Origin of the sequence: Micromonospora sp. NPDC049282, assembly GCF_043197045.1 — a bacterium.
Classification (GTDB): Bacteria; Actinomycetota; Actinomycetes; order Mycobacteriales; family Micromonosporaceae; genus Micromonospora.
This window is the reverse complement of record NZ_JBICSL010000019.1, coordinates 97,327-115,071: the sequence shown is the minus strand read 5'-3', so window position 1 is coordinate 115,071 and position 17,745 is coordinate 97,327. Positions and strand designations below refer to the sequence as shown.

General features: G+C 69.5%; 16 protein-coding genes. 6 read left to right on the top strand and 10 right to left on the bottom strand.

From position 1 onward, the window contains the following. Window positions 1-286: 286 nt before the first annotated feature. A complete protein-coding gene (locus tag ACGFI2_RS25815) occupies window positions 287-919 on the bottom strand; it encodes a DUF2249 domain-containing protein (protein WP_393521559.1) in 633 nt (210 codons plus the stop codon). Between the two features lie 345 nt (window positions 920-1,264). On the opposite strand from ACGFI2_RS25815, the gene ACGFI2_RS25810 reads away from it, so the two are divergent. Genes ACGFI2_RS25810 through ACGFI2_RS25800 form a run of 3 tightly spaced genes read left to right on the top strand, consistent with a single transcriptional unit; the run spans window position 1,265 to window position 2,798 of the window. Beyond that, complete coding sequence (locus ACGFI2_RS25810; protein ID WP_393521557.1) at window positions 1,265-1,897, top strand: helix-turn-helix transcriptional regulator; 633 nt, start codon at window positions 1,265-1,267, stop codon at window positions 1,895-1,897. Next, on the top strand, window positions 1,897-2,235 hold the full coding sequence (locus tag ACGFI2_RS25805; RefSeq protein WP_393521555.1) for a cupin domain-containing protein: 339 nt from the start codon (window positions 1,897-1,899) through the stop codon (window positions 2,233-2,235). The genes ACGFI2_RS25810 and ACGFI2_RS25805 overlap by 1 nt, the downstream gene beginning before the upstream one ends. After that, window positions 2,232-2,798 carry a hypothetical protein gene (locus tag ACGFI2_RS25800; protein ID WP_393521553.1) on the top strand — a complete coding sequence of 189 codons (567 nt, stop codon included), beginning with the start codon at window positions 2,232-2,234 and terminating at the stop codon, window positions 2,796-2,798. The genes ACGFI2_RS25805 and ACGFI2_RS25800 overlap by 4 nt, the downstream gene beginning before the upstream one ends. Before the next feature lie 143 nt (window positions 2,799-2,941). Here the strand turns inward: ACGFI2_RS25800 and aceE are convergent, their stop codons facing one another. From aceE to ACGFI2_RS25785, 3 genes are read right to left on the bottom strand one after another with little or no spacing between them, the layout of a single operon-like run. After that, window positions 2,942-5,695: a pyruvate dehydrogenase (acetyl-transferring), homodimeric type gene (aceE, locus tag ACGFI2_RS25795; protein WP_393521551.1), complete on the bottom strand. Its 2,754-nt coding sequence runs from the start codon at window positions 5,693-5,695 to the stop codon at window positions 2,942-2,944. Window positions 5,696-5,741: 46 nt separating this feature from the next. Next, window positions 5,742-6,176 (bottom strand): hypothetical protein, encoded by a 435-nt coding sequence (locus ACGFI2_RS25790; protein ID WP_393521549.1) that lies wholly within the window; start codon window positions 6,174-6,176, stop codon window positions 5,742-5,744. Window positions 6,177-6,193: 17 nt separating this feature from the next. Continuing rightward, window positions 6,194-6,931, bottom strand: coding sequence for a helix-turn-helix transcriptional regulator (locus ACGFI2_RS25785; RefSeq protein ID WP_393521547.1), 738 nt, complete (start codon window positions 6,929-6,931; stop codon window positions 6,194-6,196). A 76-nt stretch (window positions 6,932-7,007) separates the two neighbouring features. On the opposite strand from ACGFI2_RS25785, the gene fdxA reads away from it, so the two are divergent. Further along, window positions 7,008-7,349 (top strand): ferredoxin, encoded by a 342-nt coding sequence (fdxA, locus tag ACGFI2_RS25780; RefSeq protein WP_393521545.1) that lies wholly within the window; start codon window positions 7,008-7,010, stop codon window positions 7,347-7,349. A 197-nt stretch (window positions 7,350-7,546) separates the two neighbouring features. Continuing rightward, complete coding sequence (locus ACGFI2_RS25775) at window positions 7,547-8,830, top strand: PucR family transcriptional regulator (protein WP_393521543.1); 1,284 nt, start codon at window positions 7,547-7,549, stop codon at window positions 8,828-8,830. A 183-nt stretch (window positions 8,831-9,013) separates the two neighbouring features. Here the strand turns inward: ACGFI2_RS25775 and ACGFI2_RS25770 are convergent, their stop codons facing one another. The 4 genes from ACGFI2_RS25770 to ACGFI2_RS25755 form a co-directional block, all read right to left on the bottom strand. Next, on the bottom strand, window positions 9,014-9,172 hold the full coding sequence (locus tag ACGFI2_RS25770; protein WP_393521541.1) for a hypothetical protein: 159 nt from the start codon (window positions 9,170-9,172) through the stop codon (window positions 9,014-9,016). Window positions 9,173-9,312: 140 nt separating this feature from the next. Beyond that, entirely contained in the window at window positions 9,313-10,116 is an 804-nt protein-coding gene (locus tag ACGFI2_RS25765) for a hypothetical protein (protein ID WP_393521539.1), read from the bottom strand. Window positions 10,117-10,135: 19 nt separating this feature from the next. Continuing rightward, a complete protein-coding gene (locus ACGFI2_RS25760) occupies window positions 10,136-11,431 on the bottom strand; it encodes a homoserine dehydrogenase (RefSeq protein ID WP_393521537.1) in 1,296 nt (431 codons plus the stop codon). An 835-nt stretch (window positions 11,432-12,266) separates the two neighbouring features. Beyond that, on the bottom strand, window positions 12,267-13,232 hold the full coding sequence (locus ACGFI2_RS25755; protein ID WP_393521535.1) for a LysR family transcriptional regulator: 966 nt from the start codon (window positions 13,230-13,232) through the stop codon (window positions 12,267-12,269). Window positions 13,233-13,334: 102 nt separating this feature from the next. On the opposite strand from ACGFI2_RS25755, the gene ACGFI2_RS25750 reads away from it, so the two are divergent. Continuing rightward, entirely contained in the window at window positions 13,335-14,291 is a 957-nt protein-coding gene (locus tag ACGFI2_RS25750) for an EamA family transporter (RefSeq protein WP_393521533.1), read from the top strand. Window positions 14,292-14,299: 8 nt separating this feature from the next. Here ACGFI2_RS25750 and ACGFI2_RS25745 read toward each other — a convergent pair whose 3' ends face one another. Next, a complete protein-coding gene (locus ACGFI2_RS25745) occupies window positions 14,300-14,869 on the bottom strand; it encodes a YbaK/EbsC family protein (RefSeq protein ID WP_393521531.1) in 570 nt (189 codons plus the stop codon). 310 nt (window positions 14,870-15,179) lie between these two features. Beyond that, window positions 15,180-17,636: a glycoside hydrolase family 3 N-terminal domain-containing protein gene (locus ACGFI2_RS25740; protein WP_393521529.1), complete on the bottom strand. Its 2,457-nt coding sequence runs from the start codon at window positions 17,634-17,636 to the stop codon at window positions 15,180-15,182. Between the last annotated feature and the right edge of the window lie 109 nt (window positions 17,637-17,745).

Sequence of the window (17,745 nt, the reverse complement as noted above, 5' to 3'; positions counted from 1 at the left end):
GCAGCCACCAAGACCAACGACTAAAGATCAACCAAACCGAGGTGGTCCAGTTTCAGCCGGACCACGGTGGTCCCGTTTGAGGCGGCGTTGACACCGGGCTCGTTCTTGTGGGTCGCCCTGGGTCGGGCCCGTCCGCCCAGGTCTGCGGACCTGCCGTTGGGACGCCTCGGTGCACACCGCTCCGTCTCCGTCCGGCCGTGCGCCCCGCAGCGACACGGTGCTCGGACAGGCGACCGTCCGGCACCACGTGCCGGACCGCGCCGGCGAAGGGATTCACCGCTGGTACTCATTGGGGTGTTCTGGCTCTGCTGGTGTCCAGTAGCAGAGCTTGCCGGCGCTGGTGCACCGTCAGATAGCGCAGACCCTCGACGCCGGCGGTGAACTGTCGACGCGAGCGGCGCGGCATCCAGAGCAGGACACCGGGTGTGAGCTCGATCGTGCCGAGTTCGGTGGTCAGTTGGCCGCTGCCGGCCAATACGTGGACGAGAACGTCGAGGTCGGGTCCGGTATGGGCGTCGATTGCCTGCCCGGGCGGCAGCGCGATGACGTTGGCGTCGAGGTCGCGCTCGCGGGTCTGTAATTTCCACACCGCTCCGGTGACGTCGGCGGCAGTCGTGTCAGCGGTGAACGTGGTGGTGTCGGCCAGCACGCGTGGGAGTGAGGTGCCGGCAAGTTTGGTGATCTGGATGCGCCAGTCGCGCATCTCGCGGTTGAGGTACTCCCAGCGGTAGCTGCCGGCGTGATCGGTCTCGAACTCTTCATGCAGATGCTGCGGATCGTGGTCATTGACCAGCACGAACGCTGCACCGACGGGCAGGGCGGCGTAGGTCGCGAAGATCCTGGGGTGTTTGTCAAGCTTGCGCATCCCGCGCACATCCAGTTCCTGCACGTCGGGGTCGCTTGCGGCCTTCGGTGACATCGCGGTTCTCCTGCTCGATAGTTTCTACAATCCAATATTGTGTAAACTCTAGGCCATGACCCACGTGATCTCCCAGCCGCGTGGACGCGGTGGACCCTGCGCGCCGACGAACGCCCGGTTGGACCCCGTCTACGAGCGCGACCTCCCGAGCCACCTGATGCCCGACCTGTCCTTCTCGCCGCCGCTTCCCGATCGCACCGGTGCACCGGGATCACCGGGTGCCGCAGGCGCGGCCCGCTGGAGGGATACGACACTGGCGGCCGGGCCGCCGCCGTCCGGAGAGGTGGAGGGGATGCAATGACGATGCCGCGGCCGGGTCAGCCCGCGCCCCGACGCCGTGGACAGGTGTTGCGGCTCCTGCGGGACGCGGCCGGCCCGATGGCTGTCGCGGAGATCGCCGAACGGCTCGACATCCACGTCAACACCGCGCGTTTTCATCTCGAGAGCCTGGTCAGCAACGGTCAGGTCGAACGCACGACTGCCGACCCCGGCAGCCCGGGACGTCCACCGCAGCTGTTCCAAGCGGTACGGGGCATGGACCCGATGGGTACGCGGCACTTTCGGGTGCTCGCCGAGGTGCTGGCCGAGGCGATCGCCGCCGATCCTGATCCGAGCGGCCGAGCCTTGGAGGCCGGTCGCTCCTGGGGACGTCACCAGGCGTCCCCCGTCACCGACGCCACCGAACCGGCTGAAGCACCCGAGCCCGGTGAATCCGTCGAGCGGCTGATGCACATGCTCGACGAGTTGGGTTTCGCGCCCGAGCGGGCCCCCGGTAGCGATCGGCCACAGATCGACCTGCGGCAGTGCCCGTTCCTGGAGCTCGCGGTCAGCCGGTCCGACGTGGTGTGTCCGGTCCACCTCGGCCTGATGCAGGGCGCGATGCAGTCGTGGGGCTCGCCCGTCACGGTGGAGCGACTCGACCCCTTTGTTCAACCAGATCTGTGCGTAGCGCACCTCACCTCGATTGGAGCGTCGTGATGGATGTCTTGTCGTTGACCGCCCTGGCCGTTGAGCAGATCGCCGCGGCTCGTGCCTCGTCGGCGGGCCGTAGTGCCCGTACCATCCAAGGCCAACAGACACATGCGCTGCGCCAGACTGTGCTCGCCCTGGCGGCGGGCCGAGCGCTCGGCGAGCACGAAAGCCCCGGTGAGGCAACGCTGCTGGTGCTGGCGGGGCGGGTCCGGCTGAGTGCCGGCGACGACTCCTGGGAAGCGGCCACCGGTGACTATCTGGTCATCCCGCCGGCCCGTCACGATCTGGCCGCGATCGAGGATTCCGCGGTGTTGCTCAGCGTTGTCACGGCCGCCCGAGGATGACCGCCTCGTCCGGACCGGCCGACCCGGACGAGGCGCCGACGCAGAAGTGGAGCGCGACGGCGCCGCCCGGCTCGCGGCGCGGTGCACATCCGAGCCCGGCAACCGTCCTGGCCGCGACCGGCGTCTGTTCCGTCGTGCTCGGTGGCCTGGTCGCCGCGGTCACCGGACCCCTCGAGCTGGCTCACGGCAGCTGGCTCGCGGCCTATCTGGTGCTGGTCGGTGGCGTAGCACAGTGCGCCATGGGCCAGGCCCGGTCCCGGCGCCCCGACGTGATGCGGGCACGCGGCGGCTGGGTGCAGGTCGGTTGCTGGAATCTGGGCAGTGCCGTGGTGATCGGCGCAACCCTGGCCGGTCAACCCGTGGCGGTCGACCTCGGCTCGGCCCTGCTGGTCATCGCGTTGGCGATCGCGTTCCGCGCCACACGCCCCGGTGCTGGTACGGCTGCTCGCCCGGCCACCGGCGGGATGTCACCGCTGACCAACCTTGCCTACCGGACGCTGCTGCTCGTGCTGGCGCTCAGCATCCCGGTCGGCATGGCGCTGTCACAAGTGCGGCACTCCTGAACGCCACCGGTTGCTCTTGAGCAGCGTCTCAGGCGCCGGACACCGAGGCGACACCGAGCGGGCCACGCAGAACACGCAGACCTCCGCCGACCGAGGCGCCCTGGTGAACCCGCCGGTGAACTGCAGGTGGGCCGCCCTCCTCTCTACTCGGCGAAGTGTTCGGTGTCGACAGCGCTGGAAGCGGCGTCGATCTCGGTCAGCCGGTACAGCGCGATTGCCTTGTTCGGCGCGGAGTCGTCGATTTCCGCACGGTCGGCGAGTTGGGTGAGTACCCGTAGCACGATCGAGGGCGCGTCGACGTGGAAGTGGCGGCGCAGTGCCCCGCGGGTGTCGGAGTGCCCGAAACCGTCGGTGCCCAGAGAGGACCACGGGCCGGGGACGAACGGTGCGATCTGGTCGGGGACGGCCCGCATCCAGTCGGACACGGCGATGACCGGGCCGGGCGCCGCGGTCAGGCGGTCGGTGACGTACGGGATTCTGCGGGGTTGGCCGGGGTGGGTGAGGTTCCAGGCATCGGCGGCGAGGGCGTCGCGACGCAGTTCGGTCCAAGAGGTCACCGACCAGACGTCGGCGGCGACGCCCCAGTCGTCGCGCAGCAGGAGCTGCGCCTGCAGCGCCCACTGCATCGCGATGCCGGAGGCGAGGATCTGCGCGCGCGGCCCGTCAACGTCGCCGGCGGGGCGGTAGCGGTGCATGCCGGCCAGGATGCCGTCGACGTCCACGTCGGCCGGCTCGGCGGGTTGGCTGATGGGTTCGTTGTAGAGGGTGAGGTAGTAGAAGACGTCGGGGTCTTCCCCGTCGCGGGTTTCGCCGTACATGCGGCGCAGTCCGTCGCGGGTGATGTGGCCGAGTTCGAACGCGAAGGCGGCATCGTAGGCGACACAGGCCGGGTTGGTGGCGGCCAGCAGCAGCGAATGCCCGTCCTCGTGTTGCAGGCCCTCACCGTTGAGCGTGGTCCGGCCGGCGGTGGCGCCGAGCAGGAAGCCGCGGGTCATCTGGTCGGCGGCCGCCCACAGGCCGTCGCCGGTGCGTTGGAACCCGAACATGGAGTAGAAGATGTAGAGCGGGATCATCGGCTCGCCGTGGGTGGCATACGAGGTGCCGGCCGCGGTCCAGGACGCCGTGGCGCCGGCTTCGGTGATGCCTTCATGCAACAGGACGCCCGTGGTGTCCTCCTGGTAGCTGAGCATGAGTTCCCGGTCCACCGACAGATAGTGCTGTCCGTGCGGGGAGTAGATCTTCTTGGACCGGAACAGGGCGTCCAAGCCGAACGTGCGGGCCTCGTCCGGAATGATCGGCACCAACCGGTGACCGATGTGCGGGTCTTTCATCAGGTCTTTGAGCAGCCGCACAATCGCCATCGTCGTGGCGACCTGCTGCCGTCCGGAACCGCGGGCGGCTACCGCGTACGCCGCGGTGGCCGGCAGTGCGAGCGGCCGACTCGGCACGGTCCGCGCCGGCAGGTATCCGCCGAGGGCGCTACGCCGTTCGTGCAGGTACTCCAGCTCCGGGGACCGCTCGGGCAGCCGCTGGTAGGGCGGCAGGGTCTCGTCGAGAGCTGAATCCGGGATGTCCAGATGCAGGCGGTCCCGGAAGCCCTTGAGGTCCTCGAGGGTGAGCTTCTTCATCTGGTGGGTGGCGTTGCGTCCCTCGAAATGCGACCCGAGGGTCCATCCCTTGATCGTTTTGGCGAGGATGACGGTCGGCTGGCCGGTGTGGTTCACGGCGGCCCGGTACGCCGCGTACAGCTTGCGGTAGTCGTGGCCGCCGCGGCTGAGCCCCCAGATCTGCTCGTCCGACAGGTCCGCGACCAGGGCGGCGGTGCGTGGGTCGCGGCCGAAGAAGTTTTCCCGCACGAACGCGCCAGATTCGGCCTTGTAGGTCTGGTAGTCGCCGTCCGGGGTGACGTTCATGAGGTTGACCAGCGCACCGTCGGTGTCGGCGGCGAGCAGCGGGTCCCACTGCCGGCCCCAGACCACCTTGATGACGTTCCAGCCGGCGCCGCGGAAGAACGCCTCCAACTCCTGGATGATCTTGCCGTTGCCGCGGACCGGACCGTCGAGGCGCTGAAGGTTGCAGTTGATGACGAAGGTGAGGTTGTCCAGCTCCTCACGGGCGGCCACGCCGATCGCCCCGAGCGCTTCGATCTCGTCCATCTCGCCGTCGCCGAGGAACGCCCACACCCGCTGCGCGCTGGTGTCCTTGATGCCGCGGTGGTGCAGGTAGCGGTTGAACCGGGCCTGGTAGATGGCGTTGAGCGCGCCGAGGCCCATCGAGACGGTCGGGAACTGCCAGAAGTTGCGCATCAGCCGCGGGTGCGGGTAGGACGGCAGACCACCGCCGGGATGCGACAGTTCCTGGCGGAACCCGTCGAGTTGGTGTTCGGTCAGCCGGCCCTCGAGGAAGGCCCGCGCGTAGATGCCCGGGGAGGCGTGGCCCTGGAAGTAGATCTGGTCGCCGCCGCCCTCGGCGGCGCGGCCGTGGAAGAAGTGGTTGAAACCGACTTCGTACAGCGATGCGGCCGAGGCGTAGGTGGAGATGTGTCCGCCGACCCCGATCCCGGGCCGCTGCGCCCGGTGCACCATGATCGCGGCGTTCCATCTGATGTGGGCGCGAATGCGCCGCTCGATGTCCTCGTCGCCGGGAAACGGCGGTTCCAGAGCGGGCGGGATGGTGTTGAGGTAGTCGGTGCTGTGCAGGCTGGGCACGCCGACGTGCTGTTCGCGGGCTCGTTGCAGCGTGCTGAGCATCAGATACCGGGCCCGGTTGGCTCCGGCGTGCTCCACGACCGCGTCTAGTGACTCCCGCCATTCCTGAGTCTCGGCGGGGTCCACATCGTGAAGCTGGCTGGGCAGTCCGTCGCTGATCAGCGGCTGTCGGTGGGTTTCTGCGGTCATGGCGTGGGACCCTTTCTCACCGCGTTGCGGGCGTCGGGTGGCGGGCTCAGGGCACCAGTCGCAGCGCGAGCACGATCCCGAACGTGGGCAGGAGCAGGACTTTGGCGCACTCGGCGGCGATGTAGGCGAGGTGCAGGTGCGATCGTGGTGGCTCATGCCCTTGGACGAGTTGTCGGGCACGCCGGTCCAGCCGGGGACGCACCACCGCTACCTGGACGACCAACAGCGTCCAGAGGGCGATCAGCATCGTCGTCGGGACGCCTTCGACGCTGGATCTGCCGGCCGTGCTCGTGAGCACGGTCAGCGTCAAGGTGGCGGCGAGAACGAGTTCCGCGGCGTTGAGTACCCGAAAGACCAGCCGGCCGATGCCGAGCCCGAGCGGCACCGTGATGCCGGGCGCGCGGAATTTCAACGGGGTCTCCAAGAAGGAGATCGCCAGGACCATGCCCAGCCAGACGAACGGGACGGCGATGATCACCACGGCAGCAGGTCGCGCGGTCACGGCTTGCCCCCGACACCCGGCGACGGCGGAGCCTGCAGTCCTTCGACCGGCGCTGTCGCGGGAGAGATCTGGGCCAGGCACAGATGCGGCTCGACGAACGGTCGCAGGCTGACGGCCGCGGGTGGGGCGTCGACGTCGGCGAGAGTCCGCCGAAGCAGACCAAGATGCACCGAGCAGACGACATCCGGGTGCGTGGCGGCGACCGCGCGAAACGGGCAGGCATGCAGCCGGATCTGGAGGTTGTCACCGTCGCGGGCGAGGTCTGGGTCGAAGCCCAACTCGGCGAACACCGCGTTCACGTGCACCGCGGCCTCGGTCAGCGTCGCCGCGGCGGCCGCCGGACCGGGTCTGCGTTGTCCGCCCCAGTCCCAGCCGGCCCGTTCGGCGCGCCGCGCGCGTTGGTCACCGTCCCCGGCGGCCCACTGGGAGGCGAGGATCCCGGACAGCAGCTGGTAACCGGAGGAACCGTCGGCGGCGTGACTGGCCGGCAGGTAGAGCCGACGGGGACGCCCCCGCGTGCCGGACCGGTCGGCCCGGCTGATCACCAGACCGGCGTCGGTGAGCACATCCAGGTGGAACCGGATCGTCGTGACGTGCAACCCGCACGCCGCGGCGAGTTCGCGCACGTCCAACGGCCGCTCGCTGGCGCGCAAGGCGTCCAGCAGCCGCAGCCGGCTCGCGACGGCAAGCGCCCCGTGCGTCTGGCTGCGCTCACCTGCTCGGTCGTCGTTCACCCTTCCACCATAATAGAAATGATGCTGATAGTCTAAAATAGGCGAGCGGACACCCGCCGAAGAAGGGGAGGCCGACATGACGTACGTGATCGCGGAGCCCTGCATCGACGTCGTCGACCGGGCCTGCGTCGAGGAATGCCCCGTCGACTGCATCTACGAGGGGAACCGGGCGCTGTACATCCACCCGGACGAGTGCGTGGACTGCGGCGCCTGCGAGCCGGTCTGCCCGGTCGAGGCGATCTTCTACGAGGACGACCTGCCCGCCCAGTGGTCGGTATTCGCCGACGACAACGCCCGGTTCTTCACCGAACCGCTGCCCGGGGCAGCGACGGCCCTGGACTCACCCGGCGGTGCCGCCAAACTCGGCCGAGTGGGAGTGGACACCTCGCTCGTCGGCGGCCACCCGCCTCCCGCCTGACTCCGCTTCCTCGGCCGGCGTTTATCGGCCGCGCGACAGCGGCGCGTGGGTGTCGTTGCCGGTCGGTGTCCCGAACCGTCGTGCCTCGCGCGGTGACGCGGGTCGCTGATCCGGTGGTATCCGTACGCGGAGGACAGCTGAACCGTCCTCCGCGTCGAGGGCGGTGGTGCGATTGCCTACGCCGGGCACCGCAACGGGTGGCCGTGGCAACGGCGGTTGGGGAAGGCGAGGCAGAGATGATCGACAGTACGCGGCGGCGCGGCGGGAGCCGGCCGGCCACAGCCGGACCGGACGACGCATGGCTGGTCGAGGTCGCCGAAGGGGCCAGCCGCGACGCCGGCGGGGTCCCGGTGGAGTTGCTCGGCGACTACCTGTCGCTGCTCGCTGATGCGGCCACCCACGGACGCCAAGCCAAACGTGGAGAGCTGGACGCGGTCGGTCTGCTCGGCCGGCGCGCCGCCGAGCAGGGCATCTCCGCGGGCCGAGTGGTGCAGTTGTACCTTTCCGCCGCTCGGCGGCTCTGGCAGGACCTGCCAATGGTCGTGCGCTCCCGCGACAACAAAGCGGTACGCGCCGCCGCCAGCGCCGTCCTGCAGGTCATCGACGAGGCGGTCGCGACACTCGCTGACGGTTACGCGGTGGCCCGCCGAGACCTGGTCCGCCGGGAGGAAACCTTGCGGCGTGAGCTGGTCGACGACCTGCTGCGCGGTGACTCCGACCTCGGCACCCTGGTGGAACGCGCCGAACCGTTCGGTCTCGACCTCGCCCGGGTCCACCAGGTGGCCCTGGCCGCGCCGAGCCGACGGCTACCGGACGCCGACGCGGCGATCAGCGCCCTGGAGGCGGTCATCTTCGACCGACTCGGCGACCGCGACGTCCTCGTCGCGACCAAGGACGGCCTACTGGTCGTGCTGGCACCGGCCGACGCGGCAGCAGCCGGCCGGCCGCCGTCCGCTCTCGACCCCAGCAACGAAATCGGCCGGCTCATGCATCGCGAGCTGAACCGGCTGCGCCGAGGCCGTCCCTGGCGGGTCGCCGTCGGCCGGCCCCACCCGGGCCTGTACGGCATCGCCCGCTCCTACGAGGAGGCCCGCGAGGCGCTCGCGATGGCCGGCCGGCTACACACCGACACCCCCGTCATCAACGCCCACGATCTGCTCATCTACCGAGTCCTGCTACGCGACCAGCCTGCCATCGTGGACCTCGTCCAAGCCGTACTCAGCCCCCTGACCCACTCCCGCTTCGGCGCCAGCCCCCTGCTGGACACCCTGAACGCCTACTTCGCCACGGGTGGCGTCGCCACCGAATCGGCGAAACGCCTTCATGTGGCCGTACGCACCGTCACCTACCGCCTGGACCGGGTCAAGACTTTGACCGGCTACGACCCGGCCGACCCCGCCCACCGCTTCACCCTGCAGGCGGCGGTACTCGGCGCCAAGATGCTCAACTGGCCGCAAGAGCCCCTACCCAATCCGGCCTGACCCCGCCGGACGTCGAGTACAGCGCGTCTCCGAAACGGGGACTGACCAGGCAACCCCACACGCGAGCCTGCTCAGTGCAACACCAACACCTTCAGCCCCATCTGCACGATCTTTGACTGCCGCCCACCGGCAACTCGCGACCGACCGGGTCCGCCGGGCGGGCAAGGTGTGATGCGACGCTGCCTACTGGGTGGCCCGCCATAGGCCGCGCATGCCGCCGGCCGAGCCGTGCCCGACGGCGTCGAACAGAGCCAGGTGGGCGGTGTCGGCGTTGACGGCAACGTGCGAATTGCTCAGCAACTGCCGCGACGCCTTCAGGCCGTCCATGTCTACCCCACCCATCGCGTGACCGTCGCTGCGTCGCCGTCTCGTCACGTCGGCCGGCGCCATCGCACCACATCATTGTCGCCACCAAGCACTGTCTGGCAAACCCGGCTCGGGTACGCACAAGCACTCCGATCGCGCCAGCCGCCCTCGCCGGCTCAGCGGACAGGACGCGGGAAACGGATGACGTTGTCTGGGATCTCGTCCGAGCCGCTGTCGTCGGCGGCGTGATCCGATCCCGCCGCGTCGAGTGCATACCTTGATTCAGGCGCTGCGCGGAGAACGGCGTTGGCGAGGGCCAGGTTGGTGACCAGGTGCCGCAACTCGACCAACTCGGCCGCTTGATTCGCGACCGTCTTCTGGAGCCTGGCGAGGGTGTCCTCGAGCCGTTTCTCGGTTTCTGGGATCTGCGAGAGTTCGGCGCGGACCCGCGCGTAGAACTCGGTCTTCAGGTTGGAATGCCGCTTGAGCAGGGCCGGCCGGTGGACGCCGGCCTCGACGGCCACCGGCCGGACCCAGCCGATGCCCTCGTGCGGCGACTGCTCGACGCGGTCGACGACGAACTGGATCGGCTGGGGGAGGCGCTGACCGCAGCGGGACGGGCCATGCCGGGTGCTGCCCGAGCGCTCACCGCGCTCGCCGGCTGCCCCAATGTCCGGCAGACCGTGCTCACCGGCAACACCCGCCGGTCGGCTGCGGCAAAGCTGCGCGCCTTCGGCCTCGACCGGCATCTGGACCTGGCCATCGGGCGTACGGTCGACGCCTACCTCGGCCCCGGCCCGGCGGGTGCCTACCACGCCGCCGCGAGCGGCAAGACCCAGGTGATCGGCACGTTCTCCAGCAGTGGCGATGGTCTGGAGGGGCGGATCGGCGCCACCGTGCGCAAGGAGAGCGGCCTGATCGAGCCCGTCGCCAAGGCGCTCAACGTCGTCATGGCCGACGGCCTGGTCGCCGTGCCCCACTTCCCGAGCGGGGCACAGCTCAAGCCTCCACGATGCGGAGAATGCCGCCGACGCCGAGGACGCTGTCGAGGCCGCACAGTTCCGCCACGGCCTGCCGCATCGCGCCTTCCTCGGCCCGGTGCGTGATGAAGACGACGCGCGCCTTCGAGGCACGGTCCTCCTGGGTGATGGAGCGGATCGACACCTGGTGGCGGCCCAACACCCCCGACACCTCGGACAGGACGCCCGGCGCGTCGGTGACCTCCAACTTGAGGTAGTGGGGGTGCGCCAGTCGTTCAGTCGGTCGCAGCACCGCGGAGCTGCCGAGCGGCACCCTCCGGTGGGTGCCGCGTCGCAGGTGGTCCGCCGCGGTGACGAGGTCGCCGAGCAGAGCCGACGCGGAGGGCAACCGCCCCGCGCCGTGACCGTAGAACATCTGGTCGCCGGCCGCGCCGCCCTTGAGGAACACCGCGTTGTACGTGTGGCGCACGTTGGCGAGGGGATGGTTCTTGTCCACCAGGGCGGGAAAGACCTGGACGCCGATTTCGCGCTCGCCGGAGCCGGCCGCCCCGAAGACCTCGGCCTTGGCGATCGATTTGATCACGTATCCGAAACGCGCCGCGATGTCGAAGTCGTCGCGATCGAGCTTGTCGATCCCCTCGCGCTCGACGTCGTCGACGGCGATCGCGCGTTTGAAGGCGAGCGAGGCGAGGATGGCCAGCTTCGACGCGGAGTCCGCGCCCGTCACGTCGTTCGTGGGATCGGGCTCGGCGTAGCCCTCCTCCTGTGCCTGGCGCAGGGCCTCGGCGTAGCCGAGCCCTTCTTCGGACATGCGCGTCAGCATGTAGTTGGAGGTGCCGTTGACAATGCCGAGGACGCTGGTGATGTCCTCGCCGAGGAACGATTCCCGGAGTACGCGCAGGATCGGCACGGACGCCACGGCGGCAGTCTCGAAGAAGAGGTCGACGCCGCTGGCGTCGGCCGCGGAGTACAGCTCCGGGCCGTGCTTGGCGATCAGTTCCTTGTTGGCGGTGACGACCGGCTTGCCGGCGCGGAGCGCGGCGAGCACGTACGTGCGGGCGGGCTCGATGCCGCTCATCACCTCGACCACCACGTCGATGTCGTCGGCGTCGGTGATCGCCCGCACGTCGTCGGTGATGAGCGGGGCCAGCAGGCCCGAGCGCTTCTTCCCCGCGTCCCGTACGGCGATGCGCTTGAGTATCAGATCGATGCCGCTGATTTCCCAGATATCGGGAGCCCGACCCAGGAGAAATTCGGCGAAAGCCGCTCCGACGTTGCCGCAACCGAGCATACCCACGTTCACGGGACGATCCATGGCGGGAGCATATACGCCTGCTTCGTCCGGTCACCGCCACTCTGCTGCGCCGTCTTGGATGGTGAAACCCGGCCGTAAAGAAAAGATCTTCTGCGCGGGCGCTCGACGGCCGTCGGCGGGGAAGTCGGTCGGAAGAGGCGGAACCCGCGGGACCAAACGAGCCGACCAGTGGGGACGCCGCTTCGGTGCGTCCGCAGGCCATCGCGACGGGGGCGTCCACCATCTCACGGACGTCGAAGTCTCCTACGCGGAGCAGTAGTCGGCACATGAGCGATCAGCTCTCCCATCGGTCGACGACGACGGACCGCAGGTTCTTGAGCAAGTCGTCAACGTGATGGCCGCGGAGCGGAGGGCGGTCAACGCGTTCCGCCGGGATGCGACCCGGCTGGGGGAGCGCTCGACTGTGGGAGTCACCATTGAGATCGATCACCTTCCCTGTAGCTGTCCCGTCAGGGACCGCACGCGATAGGGCAGGCGCATATGACCGACGACCGGGCGAAGGTTCGGGGGAAATTGCCCGGGCGTACGGATATGGCGTGCCTCTACTGTGTTGCTGGCATCGGGTGTCTGTCGTCGTCCGTCACGACCGGACCCGGGAAATGAGAAGCCGAACAGCTATCCGATGAGACTTCGTTTGGCATCGGCAATGACCTCGGCGACCCCCCATGGAGCGGCCCTGTTACTGAACCTCAATTGAGCCCCCGTTTGGCAACCCGTTCGATGCCTACGATGGGGGAGGGAGTGCCAGGTGGTCAAGTCGCAATCTCGGAGTTTGAACGCGGCCCCGCCCAAGCGCATCACTTCGACCTATCGGAAATGGCCGAAAGGGTCCTGGTCAGCCAGTCGTCGAACGTCGTGAGGACATCGCGACATTCGGGGAGTCAAAGTGGGTGGCCCAGGCAGCGGATGCTTCGTGCAACGCGTCGAGGGCGGCGGTGATCGCCGGCCGGTCGCTGGTGCTCGCCCGCCACACGGCCATGATCTGCCGGGAGCTGGTTGGCCGCAGCGGCAGTGCCACGACCTCCGACGGCAGGCGCCCACGGCCCAGCCGGGGTAGCAACGCGACGCCCAGCCCGGCAGCCACCAACGACACCTGGGACTGGTACTCGTCCACCTGGCAGGTGATGTCGGGCTGCCGGCTCCGCTCGGCGAAAGTCCGCAGCAGCCACGCGTGGCACATCGATCCAGGTCGCTGGCTGATCCACCGCTCGGCGACCAGGTCATCGGCGGAAACCTCGCCCCGGCCGGCCAGTGGATGCCCGGCCGGCAGGAGCACGTCGGCGACGTCGTCGCCCAACGGGGTGCACCGCAAGCCGTCGGGGAGGACCAGCGGGGTGTTGTGCCAGTCGTGCACGACGGCGACGTCCACCTCTCCCTCGGCCACCAGGTCGACGCCGCGGAGCGGGTCCACCTCCGACACGTGGAGGTCCAGGCCGGAGTGCCGGCGGGTCAGCTGCACCAGCACGTCCGGCAGGAGTCCTCGGCAGGCCGTCGGGAAGGCGGCGAGCGTGAGGCGGCCGGTCGGCTTTCCGTGCTGGAGTTTCAGTCGGGTCTCCGCCCGCTCCAGCGCCGCCAGCACCTCCTCCGCCGTCTGCGCGAGGATCTGCCCGGCGGGGGTCAGCGCCACCCGGCGTCCCTCGCGGTCGAGAAGGGGGGCGCCGGCCTCCCGCTCCAGCTTGGCGATCTGCTGTGACACGGCGGACGGCGTGTAGCCGAGCGCCGACGCGGCCCCGCTGATGGAACCGAAGGTCGCCACGGCGTGCAGCGCACGCAGCCGGCCCAGATCGTGTAATGAAGCCATGCTAACGAACTCCCATTAGAAAGTGTCAGCCTTCGGGTCCTTGGCGGCGACGCCGGATGAGACATCATGGGTCGGGTCCGGTGGCGCGTGCCGGGTAGGAGGATGGGCGGTGAGAAGATCGCGATGAAGCCCACTCATGTCGGGCTGGTCGTTTTCGTCGCGGCGGTCTGGGGCGTGAATTTCGTTGTCATCGATGTGGGACTGCAAGATTTCCCGCCGCTGCTCTTCGGCGCCCTGCGCTTTATCCTCGCCGCGATACCGGCGGTTTTCTTCGTCGGTTCGCCACGGGTCGCCTGGCGATGGGTTCTCATCGTCGGAATAGTGCTCGGCGTGCTGAAGTTCAGTTTCCTCTTTATCGGGATGCACGTCGGCATGCCGGCCGGACTTGCTTCCCTGGTGTTGCAGAGTCAGGCGGCGTTCACCATTGTTCTTGCCACTCTGCTGCTGCGCGAGCGGCCCAGGGTGGTGCAGTTGGCCGGCCTGGGCGTCGCCACGGCCGGGATCGTCCTGGTGGGCACGCGGCTCGGTGGGACGACGCCGGTCGCCGGGTTCCTGTTGGTGCTGACTGCTGCCGCCTGCTGGGGACTGGCGAACATCGCGACCCGCAAGGCCAACCCGCCGGACATGTTCCGGTTCATGGTCTGGGTGAGCGTGGTTCCTCCCCTTCCGTTGCTGATCCTTTCGGCCGTCTTCGAGGGCGTTCAGGAGGACCTCGCCGCGCTGCGCTCGCTGTCGGTGTCCGGCGTGGTCGCCGCCGTGTACGTGGCCTGGGTGGCGACGCTGCTAGGTTACGCGATCTGGGGATACCTGATCCGGATCCACGGAGCCACCGCGGTGGCCCCCTACGCGTTGCTGATACCGGTGTTCGGTCTGGGCGCCGCGGCCGTCTTCCAGGGTGAGCCCGTTACCGCCGTCACGATCCTGGCCAGCGTGCTGGTCATCTCCGGCGTCGCGGTCGGCGCGGTGCGCCTACCGCGGCCGTCGTCGTCCGAAGCCACCGTGCCGGTCCGCGGCACCGACGACGCCATTCCGGTCCTCACGGCGCGGCGTCTGCCGTAGGCCGCCCGCTACCAGGGCGGCTCGCCGGTCCGTTGTACCCCGGGCTCCGGCTCGGCGATGGCGTGCACCGAAGGCTGCGCCAGTCGGACGTAGTCGGCGGTCCGCAGGCTGACGGAGCGTTCCAGCGAGCCCGCGTTGAAGAAGACCTTCTCGTGCTCCAGCAGCCCGGGATCGACGATCAGGTCCAACGCCGGACCGAACGCGAAGGGCACGATGGTGCCGCTTGGCGACCCGGTCAACCGCTCGGCCGTCGCCGCATCGGCGAACATGGCGTGCCGCGCCTGGTACTGCTCCTTCAGCCGGTCGAGGTTCAGACGCTGGTCCCCGGGCACGACCGCCAGGACGTACCGGAACTCCTTCTTGGTGATCTTGAGGCGCGCGACTATGCACTTGGCCGCCTGCCCTGCGGGGTGGCCCCGCAGGGCGCTGACTTCGGTGGTGCGCCCCTCCGGCCGGTGATCGAGGGAACGGTAGTCGGCACCCCCCTCGTCGAGCAACGCGATCAGCCGCTGCTCGGCGGTGCCGTCCGTGCCATCTGTGCCGGTAGGTGCGAGCCGGAGTTCTTCGTGCATTTCCATGCTTTAGTGCTCCCTCGTCATTTTGCCGGTCCGGGCGCGCAGCCGGTGGCTCCAAGCCGGGGATGTCTCTCTGGTCTGCCCATCCACTGCGGGGACGGCAGCATCGGCTCGAAAATCTGCCACCCGGCGTCGGTCAGCGGTGCGTTGGCCGGCGGCGCCCTCCGGTACCGCTGACCCGGTCATGCCGCTTCCGACTGGGCCGGCTGCCGACGGGCCGACAGTCCACCGCCGGCGGTGTGCCGGGGTGTCAACAGGTGACGACACCGACACACCGCAGGCGGTGCGGAACGGATCTGCTTCGGCTATCCGGTCATCCAGCGGTGCACGGTGCCCCGTTGAGCGTGAACGAGGCCGGTCGTGGGTTGGTGCCGCTGTAGGTGCCGTTGAAGCCGAGCCCGGTGGACGCGCCGGCCGGCAGCGAGCCGTTCCAGGCGGCGTTGCTCGCCGTCACTGCCGTGCCGCTCTGCGACCAGGTGGCGGACCAGCCCTGGGTGACCCGCTGGCCGGCGTCGGGGAATGCGAAGCGCAGCGTCCAACCGGACAGGTCGGTGGTGCCGGTGTTGCGCACGGTGATGGTGGCGCTGAACCCGCCGCCCCAGTCGTTGGTCGCGTAGGTGACCTGGCAGGCGGCCGTGCCGGGCGTCGGCGTCGGCGTGGGCGTGGGCGTGGGCGTGGGGTCCACCCCCGTGGCCTGTACCACGACCGGGGGCGAGGCCGGCGAGGTGTTACCGGCGGCGTCGGCCGCGACCACGAAGAACTGCCGCGACGCGCCGGGAACCAGCCCGCTGATCGTGACGGACGGGGTGGCCGTCCGGCCGTACACCGTGTCGGAGGTGCCGACCAGCTCGTGGACGACGTACTCCCGTACCCCCACGTCATCGGTGGACGGCGACCAGGTCAGCGTGGCGGACGTGCCGCTGACGGTGGCGCGCAGGTTTGTCGGCGCGGTCGGCGGGGTGGTGTCCGGCGCCGGGTTGCCGTAGCTCAGCCCGTAGCCGTACGGGAACAGCGGGGCCTTGCCGTCGCCGTCGTTGATCGGCTGCTGGCTGACCGACTGCATCCAGGTCACCGGCAGCTTCCCGGTGGGCTGGCGCACGGCGAACAGCACGTCCGCCACGCCCTGGCCCTCGGTACCGGGCAGCCAGGCGGCCACCAGGGCGTTCCAGTTCGGCACCTGTGCCGCGATGTCCAGCGGGCGGCCGGAGACCAGCACGACCACCACCGGCACGCCGGCCGCGCGCAGCGTGTTGATGGTGTTCAGGTCGGTGGTGTCCAGACCCATGCCGGCGGGCCGGTCGCCCTGGCCCTCGGCGTACGGCGTCTCGCCGACCACCGCGACCGCGACGTCGTAGGAGGAGTCGATGCCGCTGCCGTTGAGGCTGTAGGTCACGGTGCCGGCCGAGCCCACGGTGTTCCGGATGCCCTGCAGGATCGTCGTGCCCGGGGTGGTGTTGCCGCTGCCGCCCTGCCAGCTGACGGTCCACCCGCCGCTCTGGTTGCCGATGTTGTCGGCGTTCCTGCCGGCGACGAAGATCCGGCTGTTGGTGCGCAGCGGCAGCGCGCCGCCGTTCTTCAGCAGCACCTGCGACTTGGCCACCGCCTCGCGGGCCAACTCGCGGTGTGCCGCGCTGCCCAGGGTGCCCGCGTACGAGCGGTCCGCGAGGGGGCGCTCGAAGAGGCCCAGCTCGAACTTCTTGGTCAGGATCCGCCGGTTGGCGTCGTCGATGCGCGACATGGGCACCCGGCCGGCCTGCACCTCGGCGCGCAGGAGCGTGATGAAGGACTGCCAACCGTCGGGCGCCATCACCATGTCGATGCCGGCGTTGACCGCCTGCGCCACCTCGGCGCCGGTGAAGCCGGGAGCGCCGTCGATCTGGTCGATGCCGTTCCAGTCGGAGACCACGAAGCCGGTGAAGCCCAGCTCGTTCTTCAGCAGGTCGGTGATCAGGTAGCGGTTGCCGTGCAGCTTCTGCCCGTTCCAGCTGCTGTACGAGATCATGATCGAGCCCACGCCCCTGCGGATGGCCTCCACGAACGGCGGCAGGTGGACGGCCCGCAGCTCCGCCTCGGAGAGCTGGGCGTTGCCCTGGTCGGTGCCGTTCGTGGTCCCCCCGTCGCCGACGTAGTGCTTGGCGGTGGCCAGCACGCTGGCCGGTCCGCCGAGCGTGGTGCCCTGGTAGCCGGTGACGATGCTGCTCATCTGCGTCGCCAACTCGGGCTTCTCGCCGAACGACTCGTAGGTGCGGCCCCAGCGGTCGTTGCGGGCCACGCAGAGGCAGGGCGAAAAGGTCCAGTCCACGCCGGTGCCGGTGACCTCCTCGGCGGTCGCCCGGCCGATCCGCTCGGCCAGGCCCGCGTCGCGGGTGGCACCCAGACCGATGTTGTGCGGGAAGATCGTCGCGCCGACCACGTTGTTGTGTCCATGCACGGCATCCGAGCCGTAGAGCATCGGGATGCCGAGCGGCGTGGCCAGCCCGCCCCGCTGGAAGGCGTCGTACATGTCGGCCCAGCCGGCCGGGGTGTTCGGTGACGGTGCCGAGCCGCCGCCGGAAAGGATGGAGCCGAGCCGGTGGGCGGTCACGTCGGCTGGACTGACCTTGGCGCGCTCGGCCTGGGTCATCTGGCCGATCTTCTCGTCCAGCGACATTCGCGACAGCAGATCCACCACCCGCTGAGCCACGGGCAGGGACGGATCCTGATAGGGCAGCGTCTGAGCCGCCGCGACCGGGGCCAGGGTCAGGCCGGTTGCGGCGAGCGCGACCGCCATGGCCCCGCCGACGACGGCTGTCCGGGTACGAGGTGGGCGCGTGGATCTGCGGAGCCGGATGCGCATGAGCATTCCCTTCGGGAATCGTGGTGGTGCCCTGAGGTTGCCC